Genomic DNA, 21,806 nt, shown 5'->3' with positions numbered 1-21,806 from the left:
AGGAGTAATTATGAGTAGTTTATCACTGCATTACAAGGGCAAAGAAAAGAACGGTACCGAGACCACGGTTAAGAAAACGTTTCTGGTGCCGCTGGCTGAGCTGTACATCGAGCCGGGTTACAACGTTCGTGAAATCGACCAGGCGCACATTGAAGAGTTCCGCGATGCTTATATTTCCGGTGAGTTTGTCCCGCCTCTGGCGGTGCAGGTTACCGATAAGGGCATCAAGATTATCGACGGTCACCACCGCTATCACGGCGCATTGCTGGCCACTGAATCCGGTACCGAGATTCCGCGCCTTGAGTGCAAAGATTTTTCCGGCACCGAAGCGGATCGCATTGCCTTCATGGTTACCAGTAGCCAGGGAAAGCCGCTGACTTCACTGGAGCGCGCAGCAGCATACCAGCGACTTGAGAATCAGGGTTGGTCGGTGAGCGAAATCGCCAGCAAGGTAAAGCGATCTGTTGCTGACGTTGATCACCACCTTCAGCTTCTGAACTGTGGCGATGAGCTTATCAGCATGGTGAAGGCTGGCGAAGTGGCACCGACCACCGCAGTGGCAATGGCCCGCGAACATGGACCCAATGCCGGCAATGTCGCATCAGAGCAGATGGCTAAGGCCAAAGCCGCGGGTAAAACCAAGCTTTCCCGCAGCGCCGCTATGCCGCAATTCAGCGCATCACGGGCGCGCCGCCTGGTTGAACTGCTATTTAGCGCTGAATCATTCCCTCACGGCGATGCATCAGCATTAGTTCTGTCGCAAAACATTGAGTTTGAAGTAATGGCAATCCTTGAAGAGTACCGGTCACATAATGCCGGTAAGGACAGCCAATGAGTAACGTCGTCAGAAAGATATCTGATCACAAGGATTACCGTCAGCAGGAAGCACAGCCCACAACTGAAAAGGGGTTTGCCTTGTTCCACAGGAAAATTATGGACTGTGGATTCTACAAGGACTCTCAAGCCGTTCACCTCTGGTTCCACCTGGTGATGAAGGCCACACACAAGCCGATTGTTGCATCTACCGAATTTGGCGATGTAACCCTCGACCGAGGTCAATGCATTACCGGGCGACACAAGCTGGCTAGCGAAACCGGAATCTTGCCTGATCGTATTCAGTATCTGCTGAGAAAGTTCGTCAGCATGGAGATGATCAGCGCGGAATCTAACCGTAAATTCACCGTGATATCCATCCTGAAATACGACGAATATCAGGCCGAATATTTACCAACAGATTACCAACAGATTACCAACGCAAACCCGCGTGGCACTAAGGCTGCGGTGATGGTTGTCCCAACAGATTCCCAGCAAATTACCACATACAATGAATTAAATACTAATAACTCAATATCTAAAGATATTGAGTGTGCAACTCCCGCCGCAAAACAGGCTGAGCCAAAGCAGAGAATTTCCTGCGAAGAGGTCTGGCAATGCCTGAAGGAAGAACTGCCAGAAGCAAGAGGCTGGCGAGTGATGGACGAAGACCGCCGCAACCTGATCAAACGCTTTTGGGGTAAGGCCAATAAAATCGCACGCCAATTCGATAACGGCGAACCTCTCACCATGGAGGGCTTCCGATCCTACCTCCAGTACATCAGCGCAAACTGCCGCTGGATGCTGGAAGACCGCCCCGACAACCGAACCGGAAAAACATGGCGCCGCATGAAGTTCGACAGCTTCCTGTCTGAAAAGCTTTATCGCGACGTTCGTGAAGGAGACAAGGATGACCGATAACGTTTTGCTACCTCCACACAGCACAGATGCGGAGCAGGGTGTATTGGGAGCGCTGATGCTAGATGGCGGCGAAGAGCGCAGCCAGAAGGCGATGGTGATGCTGAAAGCCGAGAGTTTTTACAATCGCTACCACGGCGTGATTTATACCGGCATCCGTGAGCTGATTAGCAAAAACAAGCCAATCGACATCATCACCCTGTCAGAGCATCTCGACAGCAACGCGCAGGAATACGGCGGCTTTGCGTACCTGGCTGAGCTGGCAAAGAACACCCCATCGGTTGCCAATATCGTTGGCTATGCCTCGGTGGTACGTGATCGCGCCATGGAACGCTATGCGATTTCTAAGCTGAACGAATCACTGGAAATGCTCTACAGCCGCAGCGGTATGTCTGCCACTGAAAAGCTTGAAGCCGTCAGCACGATGACCAACCTGATTAGCGACCATGCCAAGACCGGTGTACGCCGTGGCCTGCGCTCGTTTGGTGATGTCATGGAAACGTGGGTAACCGACCTTGAGAAACGCTTCGACCCGAACGGCGAGCAGCGCGGACTAAGCACCGGCATCCCATCACTCGACCGAATGTTATCGCCGAAAGGTCTGGTGAAAGGTTCTCTGTTCGTGATTGGCGCAAGGCCAAAAATGGGCAAGACCACGCTGTACAGCAAGATGGCGATCAACTGCGCGGTGCGCGAGAAGAAACCGGCGCTGATGTTCAGCCTGGAAATGCCAGAAGACCAGATTCTGGAAAAACTGGTAGGCCAGCAGTCAGGAGTCAACCCGAGTATTTTCTACCTTCCCGCCACCGATCACGAAGAAGACCTCTACCAGGGTGACTATGACGGCGATTTCAAACGCGCCACGGAAACCGCCAACCGCCTGCGTGAACTCGACCTGCTGTACATCGACGATACGCCTGGCATGTCGCTGGCCCACATCGTTGCCGAAAGCCGGAAGATTAAGCGCCAGAAGGGCTGCGTCGGAATGATTCTGGTCGATTACCTCACGCTGATGACAGCCGAGAAAGCCGATCGCAATGACTTAGCCTACGGGATGATCACCAAAGGGCTGAAAAACCTCGCCAAAGAGCTGGGTTGCGTTGTGGTGCTGCTGACACAGCTGAACCGCGAACTGGAAAAGCGCGTCAACAAGCGACCGTTGCCAAGCGACTCCCGCGATACCGGCCAGATTGAGCAGGATTGTGATTACTGGGTAGCAGTTCACCGAGAAGGTGCATTCGATGAGAGCGTTCCGCCTGGCGAAACCGAGCTGATTCTCCGACTGAATCGCCACGGCAACACCGGCACCGTTTTCTGCTTGCAGCGTGACGGCGCTATCTACGATATGGACCAGCAATCGGCAAGGGCAGAACGCGACTCGCGTCAGGCTCCAGCCAAAGGCAAAAGCAAAGGTGGTTTCTGATGATTCTCGATGACGAAGATGTATTTACCATTGCCGCGTACATTTACGCAGACAACCCTCAGATCAAACACATCACTATTGAGTTGCACAAACTGGAAGAAATGCACATGCGCAGCGCCGCATCGCACGTTCATCTCGCTCTGCTTTTTGCATCCGGCAAGCTTTTCTCTGGCAAGAGGGCTGCATCATGACACAGGTAATTCACTGCCTGACCCGCGAGCAGTTAATCAAACGCGTATTCGGCGAGCACAAACCGGCACAGCGCGATTCCCGTTCCGACAATGGCGGAAAGTGCAAGAATGGTGAAGCAAAATGAACAAGTTAACCGCTGAGAAGTGCAGAGATCTGATCCATGCATTAAAGGCAGCCAAATCAAACTTCGAACTGGATAAATTCGCTGAGTATAACCTGCAAGCCCTTGAGATTGCGCTGCCAGTGCTGGAGCAGGAGGGTGGATGGATTAGCTGTAATGATAGGATGCCGGAAGAAACAGAAATAATTGGCGGCGATGATTTCAGCCCGGATGTACTGACTATAAACCAGCATGGTGAGCAATGGGTTTGCTGTACTCATTGGGGAAAGTGGATTCACACTAAACACAGTGATTGTGTCATCACCCACTGGCTCAGGTTGCCAGCAGAACCCCAACCCTCCACCACCACTCAGATTGACAATGATGGGTGGATAGATTGGGGTGGTGGTAAGTGCCCTGTAGCAGATGATGCGGTAATTGAAGTACAGCTTCGTAATGGTGAGGTGATAAATCACCTCTGCGAAACCAAAATTTTAATATGGGCGGATAGAGGCATGGGAACGGACATCATCGCCTATCGGGTGATTGAGAATGATGGGAGTAAATAATGTTTATTCGATTTGGATATGAGAGCCTGAGCCGACTTGCGCGAGAAGTGGCTAATAAGACCAAAGAAGGATATGCGCCATGTGGTCAGGTACTGTCAGTTCCGATGGCAGGTGGGCGCACATTATATTTCGCAACCATGAAACCTGTTGAGAATGATGGGAGGGAAGGATGAGCGCACTAACTCCGAAAGAAATTGATCACGTTGCATACACTCTTGAAAAGCTAATCCAGTGGGCACGTAGAGCTACTGAAACTGAAGGTGTCCAGTTTCACGGACTTCACCCTGTTGACTCGGCAGAGACTGTGCTGAAGTTCCTGAAAATGAAATCGGGCGGTGAGTTATTACAATCCAAACTAACGGCGATGATTGCCGTGAAAGTGGAGCGGGGCAAACCAGATGAATGTAATCGATGCACTGATGACTCCGCCCGGGATAATCCTGTGCATTGTCATCGCAATCGGCCTCTACATCGCAGAGAGGAATGAACCATGAGCAACGTAATCCCCCTCAGACCTGATCCACTACGCAATCTCTACCAGTTAATCGACAGCATCCACGACACCAACCCTTCACCAGAAACCGAGCGCATCACTGATGAGGCTTTGGCATTGGTGCAGAACATGATAGAGGCCAGAGATGGAGACACAACGCTACCTGTTGCGTAATAACAACGTCAGACAGAACTGCATCACCGCCATCCAGCAACTCCCTACCGATACAGAAAAACCTCTGCAAGTAACCATCCAGGAAGACACCAGAAGCCTTGCGCAGAACCGCATGCTTTGGTCCTGCCTGCATGACGTATCGCAACAGGTGGTCTGGTACGGGCGGAAACTGGATTCGGAGAGCTGGAAGAACATCTTCAGCGCCGCGCAGCATCAGCAGGACACGGTGCCTGGCATCAACGGCGGCTTTGTCGTTCTCGGCAAATCAACCAGCAAAATGCGCGTCAGTGAGATGCGCGACCTCATAACCATCATCCATGCCTTCGGTGCAGAGCAAAACGTCAGATTCAGCGATGAGTCGGCACGCGCTGCGGAGTGGGCTGGCAGATTCGGGAGTGCAGTATGAGCAGAGGAAAATCCAAACACCACACTCAGGAAGAGTGCAACCACATCGCCAAACTCCGTAAGCAGGGATTGTCGTGGCGAGTCATCACAGAGCGCCTCGGCATCAACGAGAGCAGCGGTCGGGCAATGCTGGCGAGGGCGCGATGAGCAGACAACGCAAATCACCCACACAAATCTGCATAGACCATCTCATCTTCCAGCCAACCAAGCGATCGCGCTCAAAGCGGAAGCCTATCCCGCCAGCCAGTGAGGTGAAGACATTTGACTACACCTACGGATTGCTGCGCGCAAAGTGGAATCGCATGAGGCTGACACGATGAAACTAACCCCCAAGCAACGTTCAGAGTTGCACATGAAGTTTGGCGGGCGCTGTGCATATTGCGGATGTGAGCTACCTGAGAAAGGCTGGCACGCTGACCATGTTGAGCCAATTTATCGCGGCGTGACTCAGCACCGATATGTCAACGAAGAAAAGAAAATCGTAACCGTCAATGTTGAGCAGCGGCGTGAAAAACTGGATGTGCTTGAAAACATGGTTCCAGCCTGCAAGCCGTGCAATCTCTTCAAGTCGGTATGGAGCGTTGAGCAATTCAGGGAGCAGATAGCACTCCAGGCACAGCGAGCAATGAATTACAGCGTCAATGCTCGCACAGCAGAAAGGTTCGGGCAGATAAAGCTAACGCCTTCGCCGGTCGTGTTCTGGTTTGAGCAATACCAGGAGGCAGAAGATGCCGCATGAACGCTGCCACCGCTGCCACACCATCCTCACCAGTGAAGACAGGCATTGGTATGGCGTCGCATGTGAGTCCTGTGAAACCGACCTCAAGTGGGAAGAGTATGAGCAAAACCTCACCATCAAATCAGCCCATTGGCGCTGGCGAGCAATCTGCTTTGGAGTGCGTGTTCTGTGGAACTGGCCTCAAGTCATCGGAAGTTTATTGCTGCAGCGGCTGCGCCGACCATCTGATGGAAAGCGATCCGAATTTCGACATGACAGGAGACGATAATGGCACAGGCTAAACAGCCAAAGCCGCCGAAGCCCAAGAAATGCAAATTTTGCCCTGAGAAGTTCATCCCCCGCAATAGCCTCCAAACCGTCTGCTCACCAAAATGTGCCATCCAACTCGCTAACCAACTATCCGAGCGCAAGCAAAAGCGCCAGGAGAAAGAGCAGCGCGCGGCATGGAATAAGCGCAAGGCAGATGTGAAGCCGTTAAGCCACTGGATCAACATGACCCAGCGAGCATTCAACGACTACATCAGGGCGCGGGACGGGGATATTTGCATCAGCTGCGGCAGCACAACGGCAGTCATTTACCACGCCGGGCACTTCCGGACTACGGCAGCGGCATCACAACTAAGGTTCGATGAGGACAATGTTCATAGCCAGTGTTCGGCCTGCAACGTTCATCACTCTGGCGCCATCGGGCCATACCGCATCAACCTCATAGCAAAAATCGGCCTTCAGCGCGTTCTGGCGCTTGAATCAAACAACACACCTCACCGATACACCAGGGAAGAGCTGGACGGCATCCGTGCACGTTACAGGTCGCTTCTTAGGGCATTTGTAAAGCAAAGAGAGGCAGCATGACAACTGAAAATTACGCATCCGGATCGCTGGCTCAGCTACGCGACATCATCCGCCGCCGCCATGGTGAGTGGTCACAAAGAACCTTTGGCGATGTCGGGCCAATTGGGCCGCTAAAGCACTTGTCAGCAGAAGCGCTTGAAGCCGCTGCGCAGGTCGAGGACCTGTCTGAATGGGCTGATATGCAGTTCCTGCTATGGGACGCGCAGCGCCGGGCTGGCATAAGCGATGGAGAAATCATAGCTGCCATGGAAGAGAAGCTGAAGGTGAATATGGCGCGCACTTGGCCAGAACCGAAAGACGGCGAGCCGCGCATGCACATCAAAGGTGGTGACGAATGACCTGGCTAACCAAGTTACTCAGCAGATTTAACCCCGTTCATCCGATCCCGGTTCAGCGCAAACGCTCCAGCTACCCGGCCAGCCCCGCAAAAATCACCAAACGGAGAAAGAAATGATTGCCGATTACCTGCGAGACAAATGGCGGTTTCTCAGGATGTACCGCGCCCGCAATACCTTCCCGATTGATTACCGAATTATCAAAAACACAGCGAAACTGCAGGGGTTAAAACATGGGGCTTGAAGCGACAATTAAATATCACTTCCCGAAGGGGCAGAACTTCAGCGGGACAGCGCCACAGACCTCACCAGATACTCTCACAGGCACTGATTACATCGCAGCCATGGGAATGGCTATGGCTCGCGCTCCAATTGGTTACAGCGCATTTATGGGGAAGGTTGGAGTAAGTGAGAACGACGCCGCACGCGCCGTATCCCTGTTAACTGAATTTGCACTGCAGTCATGCGATAAGGTTGCCGCCTTACGCAAGCTTGGTAAAGATATTAAACCAGCAGTAATGCAAGTGCTCGCAACATATGCATACATGGACTATTGCCGCAGCGCCGCCAGCGTTAAGCCTTGCGAATGCTGCCAAGCGAAAGGCTTCATTGAGGCCGATGTGTTCTCGATGAAATCACCTCTATCAGGTGGCTATGCCAGAAACGTCAAGGATACCGTGCGCGTGCTGTGCAAGCAGTGTGGAGGGAAAGGCGTAGTTTCGACAGCGTGCCGGGACTGCAACGGGCGCGGTCGGGCGGTGATGAAAGCGGAGACAGAGAAGCAGGGCGTGCCGGTAATGGGTGACTGTAAGCGATGCTGCGGGCGCGGGTATGAGCGCATCCCGGCTGTCGAGGCTTTCCGGTCAGTATGTGACATTACAGACAGCATCAGCCTGGCAACATGGGATAGGAGTGGGAAGCCATTCTATGACCAACTTATCGGCAAGCTGGAAATTGAGGAGTCATGGGCTAATGCCGCTTTGAATAAGGTCACAGCCTGATGCAATAGGAAATAGCTCATTATTTATCATGGGCTATTTACTTTTCAGGAAGCTGGGGATATGATTCCCAACAGTTGAAGTTGCGCACTGATGTTTGCAGGGTGAAAAAATTCAACTGTTCCATCACAAGTGAGTGATTAAAAGCGCCACGGTTACCAGCCGAAGGCGCTTTTTTATTGCCTGCTCACTGCCAAATCTCAAAATCACGCTATTTTGCGATTGCGTGAGATTATTCAAAGGTCAGCCACAGAGTTGGCCTTTCTTCCCTTTTGCGCTCGCCCATCATCTTTCACTTACTCCCTTGTAACGAAGGGGCGATGCGCATTTCTTACGACTACAGACAGCCGACACCGGTCGGAGAGCGGCCTATGGCTTTCGATTATGAAACACTGAAATCAGCCGGTATCGGTCTGGCAACAGCCGGATCTGTTGCGCTAAATGGCTGGCTGGCATTTGGGCGTTACTGGGTAAAGACCCGCGCCAGCAATGCCAACGACATTCAGCAGATAGACATGCTGGAGCGTCAGGAAAAAAACATTGAGCGGCTAGAAAGCGATAACCAGAAGTTGCGGGATGAAAACCGTGAGTGTTGGCTGACTATCGCGGATCTGAAAGGCCGCTTACAGGTCATTGAGGCAACCATGAAGCACATGGAACGCCAGAACGAAGAATTAAAACAGCAGGTTTCTGATTTGACGGCGGCATGCATGAACTTAAACCGCGAGAACGTCAGGCAGAAGCAGGAGACTCCGCGATGAATATTAAACGGACGCCTGAAGAATTCTCGGTTACCTGGCAGGTGTGGCTCGTTATTTTTGCGACTGCGTTTGGCATATACATCGGCGGCCTGACATCCGGGTACATGATTGCGAATGCGCGCCATGACGCGGCGCAGGCAAAAATGCTTAACCGGGTAGATAAAAAGCTCGACCAGCTACCGGCCAAAACAGCGGACGCGGTGAAAGAGGATGATCGCAAATGAGCCAGATTATCCCAATCCTCAATTTTGAGGAAGGCTTCAGAGCCCGCCCTTACGTTGACAGCGAAGGCTATCCAACTGTCGGTACCGGCTTCCTGATTGGCCCGAAGGGCGCATCCATCAGCAATTACACCTTTTCACTCTCGAAAAACGTGTCGGATGTGTGGCTTCAGGAACTGGTCGACACCAAATCTACAGAGATGAAGGCATCACCTGCCATCTATGCCGCGCTGAAGAACTGCAACCCGGCGCGCGCTGACATACTCACCAGCATGGCGTACCAGTTAGGCACGCAGGGTCTGGCAGGGTTCAAGAACACTCTTCAGATGATCGCAGTTGGCAACTTTACTGGTGCAGCAGCGGGAATGATGAACAGTCTCTGGGCCCGTCAGACACCAAAGAGAGCCCTGCGGCATGCTGATGTGATGCGCACAGGCACCTACGATATTTATAAGGGGCTTCTATGAGCCTGCTTATCATCCTTTTGGTGGCGCTGGCATTCATTGTTGTCCTGCTGCTGATCCGCAAGTACACCTCGGTGGAGTTTGTGGCCCACGCCCGCCTGCTATGGAAAACGTGGTCGGTATGGCTGGGAAGTATCGGCGCTGTAATAGGTGCCGCATTACTTCAGTTTCCGGACGCAGCGCTTAATGCGTGGAACATGCTGCCGCCTGACCTGAAGAGTTATGTGCCACCTCACATCCTCAGCTACATCAGCCCGACACTCATGGGGCTGGCCGTTGCCGCTCAGTATATCCGGCAGCCCAAGCTCAAAGAGCGCGCCGAACAAATGCGAGGTGACCAATGACTCTCATCACTTCACTGCTGGCCGGTGGCTGGCACTGGATTGCAGCACTTGCTGCTGTAGTGGCCGCGCTGCTGGCAAGTTACTTCGGCGGCAAAAAGGTCGGCAACGTTCAGACACAAGCCAAGGCAGACGTTAAAGCCGCTGAGGCTAAGTCTGAGCAGGTGCAGGCTGTGGCAAAGAAACAGTCCGACAACACGGAGAAAGCGAACAGTGTTAAACAGGCCAATGCTGCTCTCAGTGATTCTGCTCAGCGCGACAAGCTGCGCAACTCACGATTCAACTCCGACGACTGATTCCCCGGTCGCCACAGTCGATTCCCTCTGCATCCAGGATTCAGTCATCCGCACCCACGGTAAAGACGCCGACCTGATGGACATCCGAACCGTCCGCGCTATCAACGATCACAACGACCTTTGGGTGAAGTTGTGCGGAGAACCTAAATGAATATCTTCAAACGAGCCTGGCTATGGCTCATCACCAAGAAGGAAAGCACTGTGACTGATACCACAGCAACCGACGCCACAGCAGTAACACCTGTTGCCACCGTCGAAACCACGCCTGTAGCGGCGACTGACACCACGGCAACCACCACGACCACAACTTTAACAAGCGAAGCAGATGCAGTATGTGAGCGCTTGCGAAAACTTGTTGTTGCCGCTGGCGCGCAGGCCCATGTGGTAATCGATGACCTGATCGCATTGGCAAAGAAACTGGGCTAAGGAGCAACCATGACTGTTGAAGTCACCGCCGCTGAACTGAACGAAGTATTACTCGACGCAGATGTGCAGGCGCTCATCGTGCAGAAACTGTCAGCGAAGAAAACAGCAGGGCTGGCCGATGCTTTAACGGCACAGTACAAAAGCCTTGGCATCATCACTGACAGCGCTGAATCATCCAGCACCAGTGACGCAGCCACTGACGCGAGCGCAGCGGACACAGCGGCCGTCAGCGCAGAAGCTACAGCTTAACAGGGGTTGAAATGAGCGACGCACCAAAAGTTACACCGGAAGATATCGAAAAAAACATATCATCCACTGAAATTGTTAAGCATGTTTCACAGGCTGGTCAGGTGCTGCGATGGGCCGTTCTGACCACTAATAGTGGCTTTGCTGTAACTGGTAAACCGTCCTGCGCCGTATCACCCGAGAATGATGATGCTGAGCTTGGTGAAAAGTATGCCATTGAGAATGCCAAAGAAGAATTGTGGGCGCTCATGGGCTACGCGCTAAAAGAAAAGCTAAGTCAACAGTAGGCAACACAAGGCTCATTCAGTGAGTGGGCCTGATGATGCCAGCCAGTCCCTCTGGATTAAAACGCCCTGACTTAACTATGAAGCGGTGTTCGCAATGCGGAACCCTCCCGTGAATTCGGTCAGTAAGCGTAAGGGGCAAGCAGGGTTTATAGGCGGTTCCAATCCCGCTGACTTTCCCCGACATGCGGTGAACGCCCACCGTGCGAGTTGCAGGCGTGGCAATCTGAGAGAAGATGAAATTTAGATAATTCTGCAAAAGGCATTCAATGAGTGCCTTTGACAGAACAAAAACGCTGAATCCTGATGTAGTGGTATCGCTACATCACGGTGATATATCCAACCAAGTAGCAGGAAACTCCAAATGGCCGCACCAAAGGGCAACCGATTCTGGGAGGCTCGAAGCAGTCACGGGCGCAACCCGACATTCGGTTCACCCGATGAACTGTGGCAAGCCTGCATTGAATACTTCGAATGGGTAGAAGACAACCCGCTATGGGAAATGAAACCATTCGCTTATCAGGGCGAAGTGGTTCAGGAACCAGTCGCAAAAATGCGAGCAATGACTCTTACAGGTCTGTGCCTGTTCCTCGACATCGGGGATGAGACATGGCGCAACTATCGTGCGAAACAAGATTTTATGGGGGTCGTCACACGAGCAGAAAAAGTCATTTATGACCAGAAGTTCTCTGGCGCCGCTGCTGACCTGCTTAATCCCAATATCATCGCTCGTGACCTCGGCCTTGCTGATAAGCGCGAGGTGCACAAGACAATTACTGACCTGACTGATGAAGAGTTAGATCGCAAGTTAATGGAGCTAAGCCATGCACAATCTCAGCCGGGAGCAGAAGATTGAGCTGGTAAAGCTGCTGGAAGAGAAGAAGCGCCGTGAAAGCGTGTATCGCTATCGTGGCTTCTATCAGTCGCGTCACCCGTGGCAAAAGCGGTTCATTGCCAGCACCAAAGAATATTCACAGTCGGCGCTGATTGCTGCAAACCGCGTTGGTAAGACGGAGACAGCGACCTACATCGACGCCATTCACGCAATGGGTGATTACCCTGAAGAGTGGACAGGCCATAAGTTTGACCATGCGCCGCTGATATGGGTGCTGGGTTACTCTGGTGAAAAGTGTCGTGACCTGTTGCAGACGCCAATCATTGGGCGCAAGACAGATAACGGCTGGGAAGGCGGGTTAATCCCCGGCGAGCTGATTGTCAGCGTCGAGGCGATGACCGGCACACCTAACGCAGTCCGATCTGTTTACATCAAGCACAAGTCTGGCGGCACCGCCAAGATTCAGTTCTGGTCATACTCGCAGGGCCAGCACGCACTGATGGGTGACAGCGTCGACTGGTTTCACATCGATGAAGAGCCAAAAGACCCCGACATATTCCCGCAGGTTCTGACGCGTACAGCGACAGGTGATCGTGGCAATGGCGGTCGTGGCATCCTGACGTTCACACCAGAGAATGGACGCACTGACCTCGTTATCGGGTTCATGGATAACCCGAGCCGTGCGCAGACGTGTATGAACGTTGGCTGGGATGACGCGCCACACCTCAGCGAGAAAGTTAAAGCTGAGTTGCTTGCGTCGTTCCCGGCTCATCAGCGTGACATGCGAACCAAAGGCATTCCGATGCTGGGTCATGGGCGCATTTATGACATCGCCGATGATGAAATCATGTGCCAGCCGTTCCCGTGTCCGGATCACTTCTTCGTCATCGACGGACAGGACTTTGGTTGGGACCACCCGCAGGCACACATTCAGCTGTGGGAAGACCGCGATGAGGACATCATCTACGTCGCTCACGTGTGGAAAGCCCGCGAGAAGAAAGCCGATGAAGCATGGAGACTGGTCAAGCGCTGGGCTGAAGGCGTTCCTGTTGCATGGCCTCACGATGGTCATCAGCATGAGAAGGGCGGCGGCCAGCAGCTGAAAGAACAGTACAAGGCTGAAGGATTCAGGATGCTTGCTGAGCACGCCACTTGGCCTGATGGCAGCAACAAGGTTGAGCCTGGCATCCATGAGATACGCGAGCGCATGCTTGATGGAAAATTCAAGGTGTTCACCACCTGCCCTGAATTCTTCGAAGAGTTCCGCATGTATCACCGCGACGAGCACGGCAAGATTGTCAAAACCAATGATGACGTTCTCGATGCTGTGCGTTATGGCGTGATGATGCGCCGTTCAGGCAAGCAGATGTTTAGCATTAAATCCCCTCGCAAAAAGGCTCGCGTAGCCACCACTGATTACAACCTATTCGGGTGAATGTATGGGTATCGAAACCGCAACACTTGCTGCATATGCGGCGGTGGCTTCTGCTGCCGTGGGCGCTGGTACAGCTGTTTACTCAGCAACACAGAACAAAACTCCCAGCGTGAAAGACCCGCTTAAGCAGGGCGCGGATGCAGCCACAGCAGGCGCTGATGATCTGCTTCGCAAGAAATCACGTCAGGGCATCAATGCCAATATCCTTAGCGGTTCAGGTGGCGCAGGCAATGTCGGCGCATCCTCAACCGGACAGAAATCACTATTAGGCGGCTAGCATGGCTCAGGAAAACGACGAACTGCTTGACCAGATACTCCGTGACCAGTCGACGATGGAAACTTCCCGGTCAGCATGGGAGCAGCTCTGGCAGGAAGTAGCAGAGCGTTGTTTGCCGCGTGGTGCAGATTTCAAAGGCGAAATCCGCGATGGACAGAAGAAATCTGATAAAGCCATCGACTCCACGCCCATTGTGGCGCTTGAGCGCTTTGCTGCTGCCATGGAATCCGTTATCACGCCTCGCACGCAGACGTGGCACGGGTTGCAGAATGAAAGATTCAGCGATGACACCGAGGTGCAGGAGTACTTCGAAGAGGTGACGAAAGTCCTGTTTCGTCTGCGCTATGCACCATGGGCCAACTTCGCTAACCAGATGAGTGAAAACTACATCTCGCAGGGCGCGTTCGGTAATGGCTGCATGTATGTGGATGAGCTGCCCGGTAAGGGTATGCGCTACCTGACATATCACCTTCGTGAGATTTACTACGAAGAGAACTATCAGGGCATCGTGGATCTGGTTCACCGCAAGTTCAAACTCAATGCCCGTCAGGCGGTGCAGCAGTTTGGCAAAGAGAACCTGCCAGAAAGTATCCAACGCGCCTCTGAGTCAGCGCCGATGAGCAAGTTTGAGTTCATTCATCGCGTGTGCCCGAATAACGAGATTCAGTACGATGCTGAGAACCAGCCTCGTCAGGATCACACCGGCATGCCGTGGGCCTCTTACTACATCTGCAAAGAGGGCAGGAAGATTGTCCAGCAGAGCGGCTATCACACCATGCCGTACTGCATTGGCCGCTACTACAAATCTCCCGGCGAGACTTATGGTCGCGGCCCCGGCATGACAGCATTGCCTGACATCAAAGTGCTGAACGAGATGAACAGGGAAACGCTGATAGGTGCGCAGCTTGCGAACCGACCGCCGATCCTCGTAGCAGATGACGGTGTGCTCGACACATTCAACCTGACGCCAGCGGCTATCATTCCAGGCGGCATGAGTTCCAACGGCTCACCTCTGGCCGCACCGTTCACGTCCGGCTCTCAGCCAAACCTTGGCCTTGAGATGATGGACCAGAAGCGCCAGCTGATTAACGACGTGTTCCTTGTGACGCTGTTCCAGATTCTGGTGGATAACCCGCAGATGACGGCGACAGAAGCCATGCTGCGCGCTCAGGAGAAAGGTCAGCTGATGGCACCGACTGCCGGGCGCATTATGTCCGAGCAGCTTGGGCCGATGATTGAGCGTGAGATTGATATCTGCGCCCGCAATGGCCTGTTGCCTGACCCGCCACAGCAGTTGATCGACGCGGGCATGGAATACGACATCGACTACAAATCACCGCTGGTTCGCATGCAGCGCGCGGAGCAGGGGCAGGGCATTCTTACCACGCTGGGCGTAGTCAGCCAGGCGGCACAGTTCGATCCGAGTGTGCTCAAGCTTGTGAAGTATGGCGAGGCCATCCGCGAGCTGGCAGACATCAACGGCATGCCATTGTCACTGTTGCTCACTGAAGATGAAGAGCAGCAGATGAAGGCAGCGCAGGCACAACAGGAACAACTCAATAACCTGCTCAATGCCGCGCCGAACATTGCCACAGCAGCCGATAAGCTGGCATCTGCCAACCAGAAAGCCAACACACCACTACCCGCACCGCAATAACCACCTGAAGGGATGACATGAGCAGATTAATTCTGAGGCGTGCCCGCGCCTTCAGGGCGGTGTTTGGCACCACAAAGAACCGTACGCGAGATCAGGAAATTGTTCTCAAGGTGCTTGGTGACTTCTGCAGGGTGAACAAATCGAGCGTCACCGTCTCACCCATTCACCGGCAGGTTGACCCGCTGGCTACCTGTGTAGCCGAAGGTCGTCGCGAAGTCATCAACCGCATATCCCAGTATTTGCAGCTCGACCAGGAAGAGCTGATCCGCATCATCAACGAGGCAGAGAAAACCGATGTTTAACATTCGTGACCTTATTCGCGTTTACATGAACGAAGCAGGCGAAGGCGATCTGTCCGGCGCAGGCGAAGGGCAGCAGCCCGGAACCGAAGGGCAGCCACAATCAACCAGTACTAATCTGCTGGGCGGTGACGAACCACAACAGCCGCCAGAGCCATTCCTGTCATCGCTTCCTGAAGAGGGTGATGCGGAAGGCTGGGGTAATGTCTGGAACAAGCTTGGCCGCCCTGAAACAGCAGAAGGCTATGAACTGCCAGTACCAGATGGTGACAACGGTGAGTTCGCTGGAGCCGCCAGCGGCAAGATGCATGAGCTTGGGCTGAGCAAGTCGCAGGCTCAGGGCATCGCTGAGTGGTACAACACCCAGCAGTCGCAGATGCTTGAGCAATTCAATCAGCAGCGCGAGCAGCAGGCTACAGAGAATGTCGCCGCCATCCGCAAGGAGTGGGGCAACAACTTCGATGCCAACGTTGCAGTAGCCAACAAAGCCATCTCAGCTTATCTGGCACCTGAAGCTATTCAGGCGCTCAGAGATAGCGGGCTCGGCAGTAATCCCCACTTCGTTAAAGCATTCCACAAAATCGGCCAGTCGCTTTCCGAGGCGAAGGTCATCAATGGTGAGCCGTCTCAGAGCGGACCCAAATCAACAGAAGACATCTTCTACGGAAGCAACTAAAGGAACCATAACCGATGGCTACTATTGGCAATACCGCCCTTACGTTGGCTGACTGGGCTAAGCGTCAGGACCCCGACCTTAAACAGGCTCGCATCATTGAGATGCTGAACCAGAAGAACCCTATCCTGCTGGATATGCCGTTCATCGAATCCAACGCTCCGACCCATCACCGCACTACCGTTCGTACCTCGCTGCCCGCCGCTCAATGGCGTCGTATCAACCAAGGTGTGAGCAAAGGCAAGTCAACCACTGCGCAGGTTGATGAGGCTGTTGGCATTCTTGAAACCTATTCAGAAGTCGATAAGCGCTTGGCAGATCTGAACGGTAATACCGGCACATTCCGCCTGTCTGAAGCTCAGGCCTTCATTGAAGGCATGAACCAGCAGATGGCTCGCACTCTTTTCTATGGCAATAAGAAAGATGACCCTGCATCGTTCGATGGGTTTGCTACGCGCTATAGCGAGCTTGGCGCACAGAACGGCAAAAACATCATAAACGCTGGCGGCACAGGCGATAACCTCACTTCGATCTACATCGTTGGCTGGGGTGAGCAGACTGTCCACGGGCTTTACCCGAAAGGCTCAAAGGCTGGCTTGACTCATGAAGATAAAGGCCAGGTCACTTTGTTCGACGAGAACAACAACCCATATGAAGGTTATCGCGATCACTTCACATGGGACACCGGCCTCGCCGTGCGTGACTGGCGCTACGTGGTGCGCATCGCGAATATCGACGTCACCAAGATGCTGGACGAAAAAGCCAATGGCAAATTCGCTACAGATCTGGTTCGTTTGATGATCGCTGCCACCCATATTCTTCCTGACCGCAGCGCGCGTATGGGTATCTACATGAACCGCACGCTGGGCGGATTCTTTGACATGCAGGCGGTAGAAAAGCCTTCGCTTGGACTGAACGTGATTCAGGATACTGAAGGTAAGCCTTGGACTGCCTTCCGTGGCATGCCGTTCCGCGAAACCGATGCCATTGTTGATGGCGAAACTGCTGTAGCGTAAGGAGCTAAGCAATGGCAATTCTTGATAAACTGCTGACGTTTTCGAACGCTCAGGCGGTCACTGCGACCGCTGTATCTACCAACGTGGTAGACCTCGGTGTTGATCGCGATATCGGTGTGGGCGAGCCGGTGTATTTCGCCGTCCAAGTTGGTACCGGCTTTGCCGGGTTGACCTCGCTGAATGTGGCGCTGCAGACCAGTGCTGACAACAGCACCTGGACAGACCTGGCGACATCCGGCGCTATCCCGGTGGCAAGCCTGACCGCTGGCGCTCAGCCAGTGCGCATGGTGGTGCCGTCATCTACTAAGCGTTATCTGCGCGTGAACTACACCGTGGCAGGCACTGGCACCGCAGGCACCGTGACAGCTTCACTGCTGCTGGGTCCTGATGGCTACCGTGCTTATCCGGCTGGTTCGCCAACGCCTGACTTCAGCGCCGTTACCAACATTTCGGTTGAAGGTGTCAGCGTCAGCCCGACGACTGCCAGCGTTGCCGTAGGTGCAACTGTCGCGCTTACCGCCAGCGTGTCGCCGTCTGATGCAAGCAATGCGGCAATTACTGCATCGTCTTCCAACACTGCAGTGGCAACCGTGACCCGCTCTGGTAACACCATCACCGTGAAAGGTGTGGCAGCCGGTACCGCAACCATCACCGTTACCACGGAAGATGGCGGCTACACCGCAACCAGCACTATCACCGTTACCGCCTCGTAACAGCATCCCGATATCACAAGCCCTCTACGGAGGGCTTTTTTAATGGTGAGATATGACTACCAAGATAATCGTCATAAACCGCGCTTTGGTGAAGCTTGGCGAAGAGCGCCTGATGAGCGAGACGGATAACAATAAAGCGTCACGGACAGTCGAGGCGATTTATGACGGTTTGCTTGAAAGTCTGCTGCGCGACTACCGCTGGGCGTTTGCCATCAAGCGCACAAAGCTCGCCGCGCTGAGTGACGCACCGGCCTACGGATATTCCACGCAGTACCAGTTGCCCGCCGATTTCCTGCGTATGGATGAAGTGCTTAACAGCGTGCTCATGGAGGTCTGGAGTTATTCAGGTGAGCGCCTGTCAACAGCACCATGGCAGATGGAAGGAAGGAAAATCCTGACCGATATCGAATCGCCGCTACACCTGCGCTATGGGGCAAAAGTCACAGACCCATCACAGTGGGATAGTTCATTCGCAGAAGCCTTTGCCTGTCTGCTGGCCTACGAGATGTGCGAGTCAATCACTCAGTCATCCACCAAGAAGCAGGCCGCCGCTCAGGATTTCGATGCCGCTATCAAGGCAGCACGCGCAGCCAGCGCCATCGAGCGACCACGCATCAAGCAGCAGGAAACATCCTGGTTAACGTCGAGGTTATAAATGCCAGCAGCATCCCCGTCACTCAACAGCTTCAACGCCGGTGAGTTCTCCCCGCTGATGATGGGGCAGACCAACTTTGAGAAGTGGTCATCTGGTGTTAAATCGATGCTCAACTTCATACCCCGATCTCAGGGTCCGGCTGAGCGCCGCGCCGGTACATATTTTGTCAGCGAGATAAAATATTCGGGAGATAAAGTATGGCTGGCTAAGTTTGAATTCAACACTACCCAGGCATTTATCCTTGAGTTTGGCCCTTATTACATTCGCTTCTACTCTGATCACGGAGTTGCATTGAACAGCAGCGGCGGGGTGCTCGAGGTGCCTTCGCCGTATAGCTCTGATGACCTGACTAACGACGATGGTGGCTTTGGCCTGTCCATGGTGCAGAGCGGGGATGTGATTTACATCTGCTGCCACACCGGGGATATCGCGCCTTACAAACTGAGCCGAAACTCCAATACTGACTGGACACTGGCCGCGTTTGATTACGCTGGCGCGCTGGGGCCGTTTGACAGCACTAACTCAAAGCGCTCACAAACTGTTTATACCGACCAGTTTCGCATCTGGTCAAGCGATGGTGCGGCGCGACCGGATGGTACACCTACTACAACCAGTCTGTGCACGATCACATCAAACACCGCGATATTCGAATCAGGCCACGTGGGTGGTCTTTTTTATATCGAGGCTAGCACCGATAAGGTTGATGACGATACCGGACACAATGGCTATATCCCGTCATGGGCTGCTGGTACTACGGAGACGTTCTCTCCGGGCGTATTCTGCCGCAGTGATGGAAAGTATTACGAAAGCATGGACGGCACCAAGACTGGCTCTACTCAGCCAGACTGGACTGCAGGCGCGCATCAGGATGGCTATACGTTGTGGCGATACTCTAACGGTGGCTGGGGCGTTATTCAGATCACCTCTGTCACAAGCTCCACTGTTGCTGTCGGAAAAATCCTTCAGGAGTTGCCGCCCAGCGTTCGCAACACAACCGGCAAAACATTCAAGTATGCATTTGGTGACTGGTCACCGAAGCAGGGCTTCCCGACAAAGGTTGCCTTCTACAAGAACCGCCTTGTATTCGCCTCTCGCGGTAAACTGTGGTTCTCGGTTGCTTCCGACTACGAAAACTTCACGCCAATGGCTGACGGCTATGAGGTGCAGGATGATGATGCGATCAACGTACAGATTGAAGCTGACTCAACCAACACCATTCAGTGGCTGGCCCCCGGATCATCTCTGCTGATTGGCACCGCTGGCGCTGAGCACTCCTGCTCTCCTTCAACAACCACATCGGCGTTTGGTCCGAAGAATATTCAGATCACCAAAGAGTCAGCCTATGGTTCGACTGGCGTTAACTCAGTGCAGGTCGGCGCAACGTCTATGTTTGTCCAGCGTGCAGGCTGTAAAGTCCGCGCCGTGCAGGCTGACTATGAGAGCGGTTCGTACAGCTCAAGCGATCTTACCGTGCTGGCTGAACACATCACCCGCGCTGGCGTTGTCGATATGGCATGGCAGCAGGAGCCGGATTACGTGCTGTGGGTTGTGCTGTCCGATGGCTCTCTGGTCGCGATGACCTATAACGATGAGCAGAAGGTCACGGCATGGCACCGGCATGATGTTGATGGCGATGTTGAGGCGGTGAGTTGCATACCGGATCCGAACGGCATTCGTGATGACCTTTGGCTTGTGGTAAAGCGCACCATCAATGGCGTGACTAAGCGGTATGTCGAGTTTCTTCATGCGGCATGGGATGCGGCAAGTGAAAGCTTTTCGCAGGCGTACTACGTCGACTGCGGACTGACTTACTCAGGTGACCCGGTGACTAGTGTTTCTGGCCTAACCCACCTTGAGGGGCAGACGGTCGCGATCATCTCAGATGGCGCGGCGCATCCCAATCGCACAGTGAGCGGTGGCTCTGTCTCTCTGGACTGGTCAGCATCGGTGGTTCACGTTGGCCTGCCATACAGTTCTGAGGTTGTCACGCTTCCACTGGAGGCGGGCGGTACCGCTGGCACTGCTCAGGGGAAAACAAAGCGTATCAGTAAACTCACGCTGCGATTCGTGAATACGCTGGGCGGCAAAGCGGGGCTTGAGGGTGGAGCCGATCTGGATGTGCTGGAAAGTCGTGACTATTCAGACCTGATGGACAATCCCCCTGCGCCGTTCACTGATGACAGGAATCTCCCGTTCCCCGGTGGTTATGACACCAATGCGTGTATCAGGGTAGTGCAGGATCAGCCTCTCCCGATGACGCTTGTTGCTATTTACCCTCGCTCATGGACAACAGGCGAATGAAGATAATCCCCTACGAACCGCAGCACCTGCTGATGATTAAGCCGCAGCCCAGCCAGGAATCACTGGAAAGAACGCCTGAGCGAGCAGCCCAACTTGCCCAGTACGAAAGCTTTACAGGGGTGATTGGCGATCGCGTGGTGGCGATTGGCGGTCTGGTAGAGCTGAACCCAATCAGGGCTTACCTCTACCTCATCGTGACCGACGAAATTCAGCATCAATGGACACAGCTTTATCGCGTCGCCCGCCGACTGATTGGTCTCGCGCTGAACGATTACATCCGCCTTGAAACGCTGTCGGCTTTTCCTGAAGCCGATCGCTGGCTTGAGTTAATCGGCTTTCGGTTTGAGGGAGTCATGCGCCGGGCGGGTCCGGATGGGTGTGATGCGAAAATGTACAGCATAGTGAGGGTTGACGATGCAGTTCACACAATCAGTGAGCAATAACCCCGCCGCATGGTCATCAGTCGCTTCGTCTGGCCTGAACAGCGTAAGTACCATGGCGCAAGGATTCACAGCTTCACGCAACAGCAGTTACAACGCCGCGTTGCTTGACCAGCAGGCAAAGACGGTCGCTCTACAGACTGGCTCTCAGACGGCACAGATTCGCCGTCAGGGCGCACAGGCGATTGCCGGACAGTCGGCGGCCTTTGCTGAAAACGGTACTGGTACGGGCGGCAGTAATGCCGCCATTCAGCGCTCGACTGCCATCGACACAGAAATGGATGCGGCAACCGCTGACTATAACGGTCGGCTGCAAATCGCTGACATCGAAAATCAGGCAGCGGCCCAGCGCGCTCAGGCTAAGTTGCAGCGTCCGGGTCTGGTTAGTCTGCTTGGTGGCATCAGCAGCGCGGCGGGAAGCTATTACAACACATCAGCTTTGACTAAACGGTAGG

General features: G+C 53.8%; 36 protein-coding genes and 2 pseudogenes. All 38 read left to right on the top strand.

Going from position 1 to position 21,806, the window contains the following annotated elements; all coding sequences use genetic code 11:
- Positions 1-10 precede the first annotated feature (10 nt).
- Positions 11-835 carry a ParB/RepB/Spo0J family partition protein gene (locus tag F3J37_RS18000; protein WP_166934898.1) on the top strand — a complete coding sequence of 275 codons (825 nt, stop codon included), beginning with the start codon at positions 11-13 and terminating at the stop codon, positions 833-835.
- On the top strand, positions 832-1,734 hold the full coding sequence (locus F3J37_RS17995) for a DNA replication protein (protein ID WP_240154125.1): 903 nt from the start codon (positions 832-834) through the stop codon (positions 1,732-1,734). The genes F3J37_RS18000 and F3J37_RS17995 overlap by 4 nt, the downstream gene beginning before the upstream one ends.
- Positions 1,724-3,154, top strand: coding sequence for a DnaB-like helicase C-terminal domain-containing protein (locus F3J37_RS17990; RefSeq protein WP_166934896.1), 1,431 nt, complete (start codon positions 1,724-1,726; stop codon positions 3,152-3,154). The genes F3J37_RS17995 and F3J37_RS17990 overlap by 11 nt, the downstream gene beginning before the upstream one ends.
- Positions 3,154-3,345, top strand: a complete 192-nt coding sequence (locus tag F3J37_RS17985) for a hypothetical protein (RefSeq protein WP_166934894.1) — start codon at positions 3,154-3,156, stop codon at positions 3,343-3,345. Before F3J37_RS17990 ends, F3J37_RS17985 begins: the two co-directional genes overlap by 1 nt.
- The gene (locus F3J37_RS28405; protein ID WP_255464787.1) at positions 3,342-3,470 is read left to right on the top strand and encodes a hypothetical protein; all 129 of its coding nucleotides are present in this window, start codon (positions 3,342-3,344) and stop codon (positions 3,468-3,470) included. The genes F3J37_RS17985 and F3J37_RS28405 overlap by 4 nt, the downstream gene beginning before the upstream one ends.
- The gene (locus F3J37_RS17980; RefSeq protein ID WP_166934892.1) at positions 3,467-4,015 is read left to right on the top strand and encodes a DUF551 domain-containing protein; all 549 of its coding nucleotides are present in this window, start codon (positions 3,467-3,469) and stop codon (positions 4,013-4,015) included. Before F3J37_RS28405 ends, F3J37_RS17980 begins: the two co-directional genes overlap by 4 nt.
- Positions 4,016-4,184: 169 nt before the next feature.
- Positions 4,185-4,502 (top strand): hypothetical protein, encoded by a 318-nt coding sequence (locus F3J37_RS17975; protein ID WP_166934890.1) that lies wholly within the window; start codon positions 4,185-4,187, stop codon positions 4,500-4,502.
- Positions 4,503-4,505: 3 nt separating this feature from the next.
- On the top strand, positions 4,506-4,682 hold the full coding sequence (locus F3J37_RS17970) for a hypothetical protein (protein ID WP_166934888.1): 177 nt from the start codon (positions 4,506-4,508) through the stop codon (positions 4,680-4,682).
- Positions 4,654-5,088, top strand: a complete 435-nt coding sequence (locus tag F3J37_RS17965) for a recombination protein NinB (RefSeq protein ID WP_166934886.1) — start codon at positions 4,654-4,656, stop codon at positions 5,086-5,088. The genes F3J37_RS17970 and F3J37_RS17965 overlap by 29 nt, the downstream gene beginning before the upstream one ends.
- Positions 5,085-5,234: a hypothetical protein gene (locus tag F3J37_RS17960; protein ID WP_166934884.1), complete on the top strand. Its 150-nt coding sequence runs from the start codon at positions 5,085-5,087 to the stop codon at positions 5,232-5,234. Before F3J37_RS17965 ends, F3J37_RS17960 begins: the two co-directional genes overlap by 4 nt.
- On the top strand, positions 5,231-5,407 hold the full coding sequence (locus tag F3J37_RS17955; protein ID WP_166934882.1) for a NinE family protein: 177 nt from the start codon (positions 5,231-5,233) through the stop codon (positions 5,405-5,407). Before F3J37_RS17960 ends, F3J37_RS17955 begins: the two co-directional genes overlap by 4 nt.
- On the top strand, positions 5,404-5,826 hold the full coding sequence (locus tag F3J37_RS17950; RefSeq protein ID WP_166934880.1) for an HNH endonuclease: 423 nt from the start codon (positions 5,404-5,406) through the stop codon (positions 5,824-5,826). The genes F3J37_RS17955 and F3J37_RS17950 overlap by 4 nt, the downstream gene beginning before the upstream one ends.
- A complete protein-coding gene (locus F3J37_RS17945; protein ID WP_166934878.1) occupies positions 5,823-6,107 on the top strand; it encodes a protein NinF in 285 nt (94 codons plus the stop codon). Before F3J37_RS17950 ends, F3J37_RS17945 begins: the two co-directional genes overlap by 4 nt.
- Positions 6,094-6,678 (top strand): recombination protein NinG, encoded by a 585-nt coding sequence (locus F3J37_RS17940; protein WP_166934876.1) that lies wholly within the window; start codon positions 6,094-6,096, stop codon positions 6,676-6,678. Before F3J37_RS17945 ends, F3J37_RS17940 begins: the two co-directional genes overlap by 14 nt.
- Positions 6,679-6,701: 23 nt before the next feature.
- Positions 6,702-7,001 (top strand): annotated as a pseudogene (locus F3J37_RS17935) (dATP/dGTP pyrophosphohydrolase domain-containing protein); the annotation flags it as partial.
- Between the two features lie 127 nt (positions 7,002-7,128).
- The gene (locus F3J37_RS17930) at positions 7,129-7,257 is read left to right on the top strand and encodes a YlcG family protein (protein ID WP_166934872.1); all 129 of its coding nucleotides are present in this window, start codon (positions 7,129-7,131) and stop codon (positions 7,255-7,257) included.
- Entirely contained in the window at positions 7,247-8,014 is a 768-nt protein-coding gene (locus tag F3J37_RS17925) for an antitermination protein Q (RefSeq protein WP_166934870.1), read from the top strand. The genes F3J37_RS17930 and F3J37_RS17925 overlap by 11 nt, the downstream gene beginning before the upstream one ends.
- Positions 8,015-8,331: 317 nt before the next feature.
- Positions 8,332-8,772: a hypothetical protein gene (locus F3J37_RS17920; protein ID WP_166934868.1), complete on the top strand. Its 441-nt coding sequence runs from the start codon at positions 8,332-8,334 to the stop codon at positions 8,770-8,772.
- Positions 8,769-8,996 carry a hypothetical protein gene (locus tag F3J37_RS17915; RefSeq protein WP_166934866.1) on the top strand — a complete coding sequence of 76 codons (228 nt, stop codon included), beginning with the start codon at positions 8,769-8,771 and terminating at the stop codon, positions 8,994-8,996. Before F3J37_RS17920 ends, F3J37_RS17915 begins: the two co-directional genes overlap by 4 nt.
- Positions 8,993-9,460 (top strand): glycoside hydrolase family protein, encoded by a 468-nt coding sequence (locus F3J37_RS17910; RefSeq protein ID WP_166934864.1) that lies wholly within the window; start codon positions 8,993-8,995, stop codon positions 9,458-9,460. Before F3J37_RS17915 ends, F3J37_RS17910 begins: the two co-directional genes overlap by 4 nt.
- Positions 9,457-9,801 carry a DUF7940 domain-containing protein gene (locus tag F3J37_RS17905; RefSeq protein WP_166934862.1) on the top strand — a complete coding sequence of 115 codons (345 nt, stop codon included), beginning with the start codon at positions 9,457-9,459 and terminating at the stop codon, positions 9,799-9,801. Before F3J37_RS17910 ends, F3J37_RS17905 begins: the two co-directional genes overlap by 4 nt.
- The gene (locus F3J37_RS17900) at positions 9,798-10,094 is read left to right on the top strand and encodes a hypothetical protein (RefSeq protein ID WP_166934860.1); all 297 of its coding nucleotides are present in this window, start codon (positions 9,798-9,800) and stop codon (positions 10,092-10,094) included. The genes F3J37_RS17905 and F3J37_RS17900 overlap by 4 nt, the downstream gene beginning before the upstream one ends.
- A gap of 147 nt (positions 10,095-10,241) precedes the next feature.
- The gene (locus F3J37_RS17895) at positions 10,242-10,520 is read left to right on the top strand and encodes a hypothetical protein (protein WP_166934858.1); all 279 of its coding nucleotides are present in this window, start codon (positions 10,242-10,244) and stop codon (positions 10,518-10,520) included.
- Positions 10,521-10,529: 9 nt separating this feature from the next.
- The gene (locus F3J37_RS17890) at positions 10,530-10,769 is read left to right on the top strand and encodes a hypothetical protein (protein WP_166934856.1); all 240 of its coding nucleotides are present in this window, start codon (positions 10,530-10,532) and stop codon (positions 10,767-10,769) included.
- Positions 10,770-10,780: 11 nt separating this feature from the next.
- A complete protein-coding gene (locus F3J37_RS17885) occupies positions 10,781-11,053 on the top strand; it encodes a Gp49 family protein (RefSeq protein ID WP_166934854.1) in 273 nt (90 codons plus the stop codon).
- A 361-nt stretch (positions 11,054-11,414) separates the two neighbouring features.
- Positions 11,415-11,906 carry a DNA-packaging protein gene (locus F3J37_RS17880; protein WP_166934852.1) on the top strand — a complete coding sequence of 164 codons (492 nt, stop codon included), beginning with the start codon at positions 11,415-11,417 and terminating at the stop codon, positions 11,904-11,906.
- Positions 11,875-13,320: a phage terminase large subunit family protein gene (locus tag F3J37_RS17875; RefSeq protein ID WP_166934850.1), complete on the top strand. Its 1,446-nt coding sequence runs from the start codon at positions 11,875-11,877 to the stop codon at positions 13,318-13,320. Before F3J37_RS17880 ends, F3J37_RS17875 begins: the two co-directional genes overlap by 32 nt.
- A gap of 4 nt (positions 13,321-13,324) precedes the next feature.
- Positions 13,325-13,597 (top strand): hypothetical protein, encoded by a 273-nt coding sequence (locus F3J37_RS17870; protein WP_166934848.1) that lies wholly within the window; start codon positions 13,325-13,327, stop codon positions 13,595-13,597.
- 1 nt (position 13,598) lies between these two features.
- Positions 13,599-15,254 carry a portal protein gene (locus F3J37_RS17865; protein ID WP_166934846.1) on the top strand — a complete coding sequence of 552 codons (1,656 nt, stop codon included), beginning with the start codon at positions 13,599-13,601 and terminating at the stop codon, positions 15,252-15,254.
- Positions 15,255-15,271: 17 nt separating this feature from the next.
- On the top strand, positions 15,272-15,556 hold the full coding sequence (locus F3J37_RS17860; RefSeq protein ID WP_166934844.1) for a Bbp19 family protein: 285 nt from the start codon (positions 15,272-15,274) through the stop codon (positions 15,554-15,556).
- Complete coding sequence (locus tag F3J37_RS17855) at positions 15,549-16,229, top strand: hypothetical protein (RefSeq protein WP_166934843.1); 681 nt, start codon at positions 15,549-15,551, stop codon at positions 16,227-16,229. Before F3J37_RS17860 ends, F3J37_RS17855 begins: the two co-directional genes overlap by 8 nt.
- 14 nt (positions 16,230-16,243) lie before the next feature.
- Positions 16,244-17,242: a major capsid protein gene (locus tag F3J37_RS17850; protein ID WP_166934841.1), complete on the top strand. Its 999-nt coding sequence runs from the start codon at positions 16,244-16,246 to the stop codon at positions 17,240-17,242.
- A gap of 11 nt (positions 17,243-17,253) precedes the next feature.
- A pseudogene (locus F3J37_RS28135) lies at positions 17,254-17,658 on the top strand (Bbp16 family capsid cement protein); the annotation flags it as partial.
- A 30-nt stretch (positions 17,659-17,688) separates the two neighbouring features.
- Positions 17,689-17,955, top strand: coding sequence for an Ig-like domain-containing protein (locus F3J37_RS17845; protein WP_370662133.1), 267 nt, complete (start codon positions 17,689-17,691; stop codon positions 17,953-17,955).
- A 52-nt stretch (positions 17,956-18,007) separates the two neighbouring features.
- Positions 18,008-18,610, top strand: coding sequence for a phage connector family protein (locus F3J37_RS17840; protein ID WP_166934839.1), 603 nt, complete (start codon positions 18,008-18,010; stop codon positions 18,608-18,610).
- Positions 18,611-20,911: a phage nozzle protein gene (locus tag F3J37_RS17835; protein WP_166934837.1), complete on the top strand. Its 2,301-nt coding sequence runs from the start codon at positions 18,611-18,613 to the stop codon at positions 20,909-20,911.
- Positions 20,908-21,354, top strand: coding sequence for a hypothetical protein (locus tag F3J37_RS17830; RefSeq protein WP_166934835.1), 447 nt, complete (start codon positions 20,908-20,910; stop codon positions 21,352-21,354). The genes F3J37_RS17835 and F3J37_RS17830 overlap by 4 nt, the downstream gene beginning before the upstream one ends.
- Positions 21,326-21,805, top strand: coding sequence for a virion core protein, T7 gp14 family (locus F3J37_RS17825; RefSeq protein WP_166934833.1), 480 nt, complete (start codon positions 21,326-21,328; stop codon positions 21,803-21,805). Before F3J37_RS17830 ends, F3J37_RS17825 begins: the two co-directional genes overlap by 29 nt.
- Position 21,806 lies beyond the last annotated feature (1 nt).

Origin of the sequence: Candidatus Pantoea communis, from assembly GCF_011752685.1 — a bacterium.
GTDB classification, from domain to species: domain Bacteria; phylum Pseudomonadota; class Gammaproteobacteria; order Enterobacterales; family Enterobacteriaceae; genus Pantoea; species Pantoea communis.
The sequence above is the reverse complement of the archived record's forward strand: the minus strand, read 5'-3'. Positions and strand labels throughout refer to the sequence as shown.

Bases quoted from the DNA above. Each gene is read 5' to 3' on its own strand.
- F3J37_RS17920 (WP_166934868.1), top strand. From the start codon at position 8,332: ATGCGCATTTCTTACGACTACAGACAGCCGACACCGGTCGGAGAGCGG.
- F3J37_RS17855 (WP_166934843.1), top strand. From the start codon at position 15,549: ATGTTTAACATTCGTGACCTTATTCGCGTTTACATGAACGAAGCAGGC.
- F3J37_RS17995 (WP_240154125.1), top strand. From the start codon at position 832: ATGAGTAACGTCGTCAGAAAGATATCTGATCACAAGGATTACCGTCAG.
- F3J37_RS17905 (WP_166934862.1), top strand. From the start codon at position 9,457: ATGAGCCTGCTTATCATCCTTTTGGTGGCGCTGGCATTCATTGTTGTC.
- F3J37_RS17930 (WP_166934872.1), top strand. From the start codon at position 7,129: ATGATTGCCGATTACCTGCGAGACAAATGGCGGTTTCTCAGGATGTAC.
- F3J37_RS17960 (WP_166934884.1), top strand. From the start codon at position 5,085: ATGAGCAGAGGAAAATCCAAACACCACACTCAGGAAGAGTGCAACCAC.
- F3J37_RS17880 (WP_166934852.1), top strand. From the start codon at position 11,415: ATGGCCGCACCAAAGGGCAACCGATTCTGGGAGGCTCGAAGCAGTCAC.
- F3J37_RS17965 (WP_166934886.1), top strand. From the start codon at position 4,654: ATGGAGACACAACGCTACCTGTTGCGTAATAACAACGTCAGACAGAAC.
- F3J37_RS17885 (WP_166934854.1), top strand. From the start codon at position 10,781: ATGAGCGACGCACCAAAAGTTACACCGGAAGATATCGAAAAAAACATA.
- F3J37_RS17830 (WP_166934835.1), top strand. From the start codon at position 20,908: ATGAAGATAATCCCCTACGAACCGCAGCACCTGCTGATGATTAAGCCG.
- F3J37_RS17950 (WP_166934880.1), top strand. From the start codon at position 5,404: ATGAAACTAACCCCCAAGCAACGTTCAGAGTTGCACATGAAGTTTGGC.
- F3J37_RS17900 (WP_166934860.1), top strand. From the start codon at position 9,798: ATGACTCTCATCACTTCACTGCTGGCCGGTGGCTGGCACTGGATTGCA.
- F3J37_RS17940 (WP_166934876.1), top strand. From the start codon at position 6,094: ATGGCACAGGCTAAACAGCCAAAGCCGCCGAAGCCCAAGAAATGCAAA.
- F3J37_RS17895 (WP_166934858.1), top strand. From the start codon at position 10,242: ATGAATATCTTCAAACGAGCCTGGCTATGGCTCATCACCAAGAAGGAA.
- F3J37_RS17945 (WP_166934878.1), top strand. From the start codon at position 5,823: ATGAACGCTGCCACCGCTGCCACACCATCCTCACCAGTGAAGACAGGC.
- F3J37_RS17985 (WP_166934894.1), top strand. From the start codon at position 3,154: ATGATTCTCGATGACGAAGATGTATTTACCATTGCCGCGTACATTTAC.
- F3J37_RS17840 (WP_166934839.1), top strand. From the start codon at position 18,008: ATGACTACCAAGATAATCGTCATAAACCGCGCTTTGGTGAAGCTTGGC.
- F3J37_RS17970 (WP_166934888.1), top strand. From the start codon at position 4,506: ATGAGCAACGTAATCCCCCTCAGACCTGATCCACTACGCAATCTCTAC.
- F3J37_RS28405 (WP_255464787.1), top strand. From the start codon at position 3,342: ATGACACAGGTAATTCACTGCCTGACCCGCGAGCAGTTAATCAAACGC.
- F3J37_RS17910 (WP_166934864.1), top strand. From the start codon at position 8,993: ATGAGCCAGATTATCCCAATCCTCAATTTTGAGGAAGGCTTCAGAGCC.
- F3J37_RS17865 (WP_166934846.1), top strand. From the start codon at position 13,599: ATGGCTCAGGAAAACGACGAACTGCTTGACCAGATACTCCGTGACCAG.
- F3J37_RS17975 (WP_166934890.1), top strand. From the start codon at position 4,185: ATGAGCGCACTAACTCCGAAAGAAATTGATCACGTTGCATACACTCTT.
- F3J37_RS17825 (WP_166934833.1), top strand. From the start codon at position 21,326: ATGCAGTTCACACAATCAGTGAGCAATAACCCCGCCGCATGGTCATCA.
- F3J37_RS17955 (WP_166934882.1), top strand. From the start codon at position 5,231: ATGAGCAGACAACGCAAATCACCCACACAAATCTGCATAGACCATCTC.
- F3J37_RS17870 (WP_166934848.1), top strand. From the start codon at position 13,325: ATGGGTATCGAAACCGCAACACTTGCTGCATATGCGGCGGTGGCTTCT.
- F3J37_RS17860 (WP_166934844.1), top strand. From the start codon at position 15,272: ATGAGCAGATTAATTCTGAGGCGTGCCCGCGCCTTCAGGGCGGTGTTT.
- F3J37_RS17980 (WP_166934892.1), top strand. From the start codon at position 3,467: ATGAACAAGTTAACCGCTGAGAAGTGCAGAGATCTGATCCATGCATTA.
- F3J37_RS18000 (WP_166934898.1), top strand. From the start codon at position 11: ATGAGTAGTTTATCACTGCATTACAAGGGCAAAGAAAAGAACGGTACC.
- F3J37_RS17875 (WP_166934850.1), top strand. From the start codon at position 11,875: ATGCACAATCTCAGCCGGGAGCAGAAGATTGAGCTGGTAAAGCTGCTG.
- F3J37_RS17915 (WP_166934866.1), top strand. From the start codon at position 8,769: ATGAATATTAAACGGACGCCTGAAGAATTCTCGGTTACCTGGCAGGTG.
- F3J37_RS17835 (WP_166934837.1), top strand. From the start codon at position 18,611: ATGCCAGCAGCATCCCCGTCACTCAACAGCTTCAACGCCGGTGAGTTC.
- F3J37_RS17925 (WP_166934870.1), top strand. From the start codon at position 7,247: ATGGGGCTTGAAGCGACAATTAAATATCACTTCCCGAAGGGGCAGAAC.
- F3J37_RS17850 (WP_166934841.1), top strand. From the start codon at position 16,244: ATGGCTACTATTGGCAATACCGCCCTTACGTTGGCTGACTGGGCTAAG.
- F3J37_RS17990 (WP_166934896.1), top strand. From the start codon at position 1,724: ATGACCGATAACGTTTTGCTACCTCCACACAGCACAGATGCGGAGCAG.
- F3J37_RS17890 (WP_166934856.1), top strand. From the start codon at position 10,530: ATGACTGTTGAAGTCACCGCCGCTGAACTGAACGAAGTATTACTCGAC.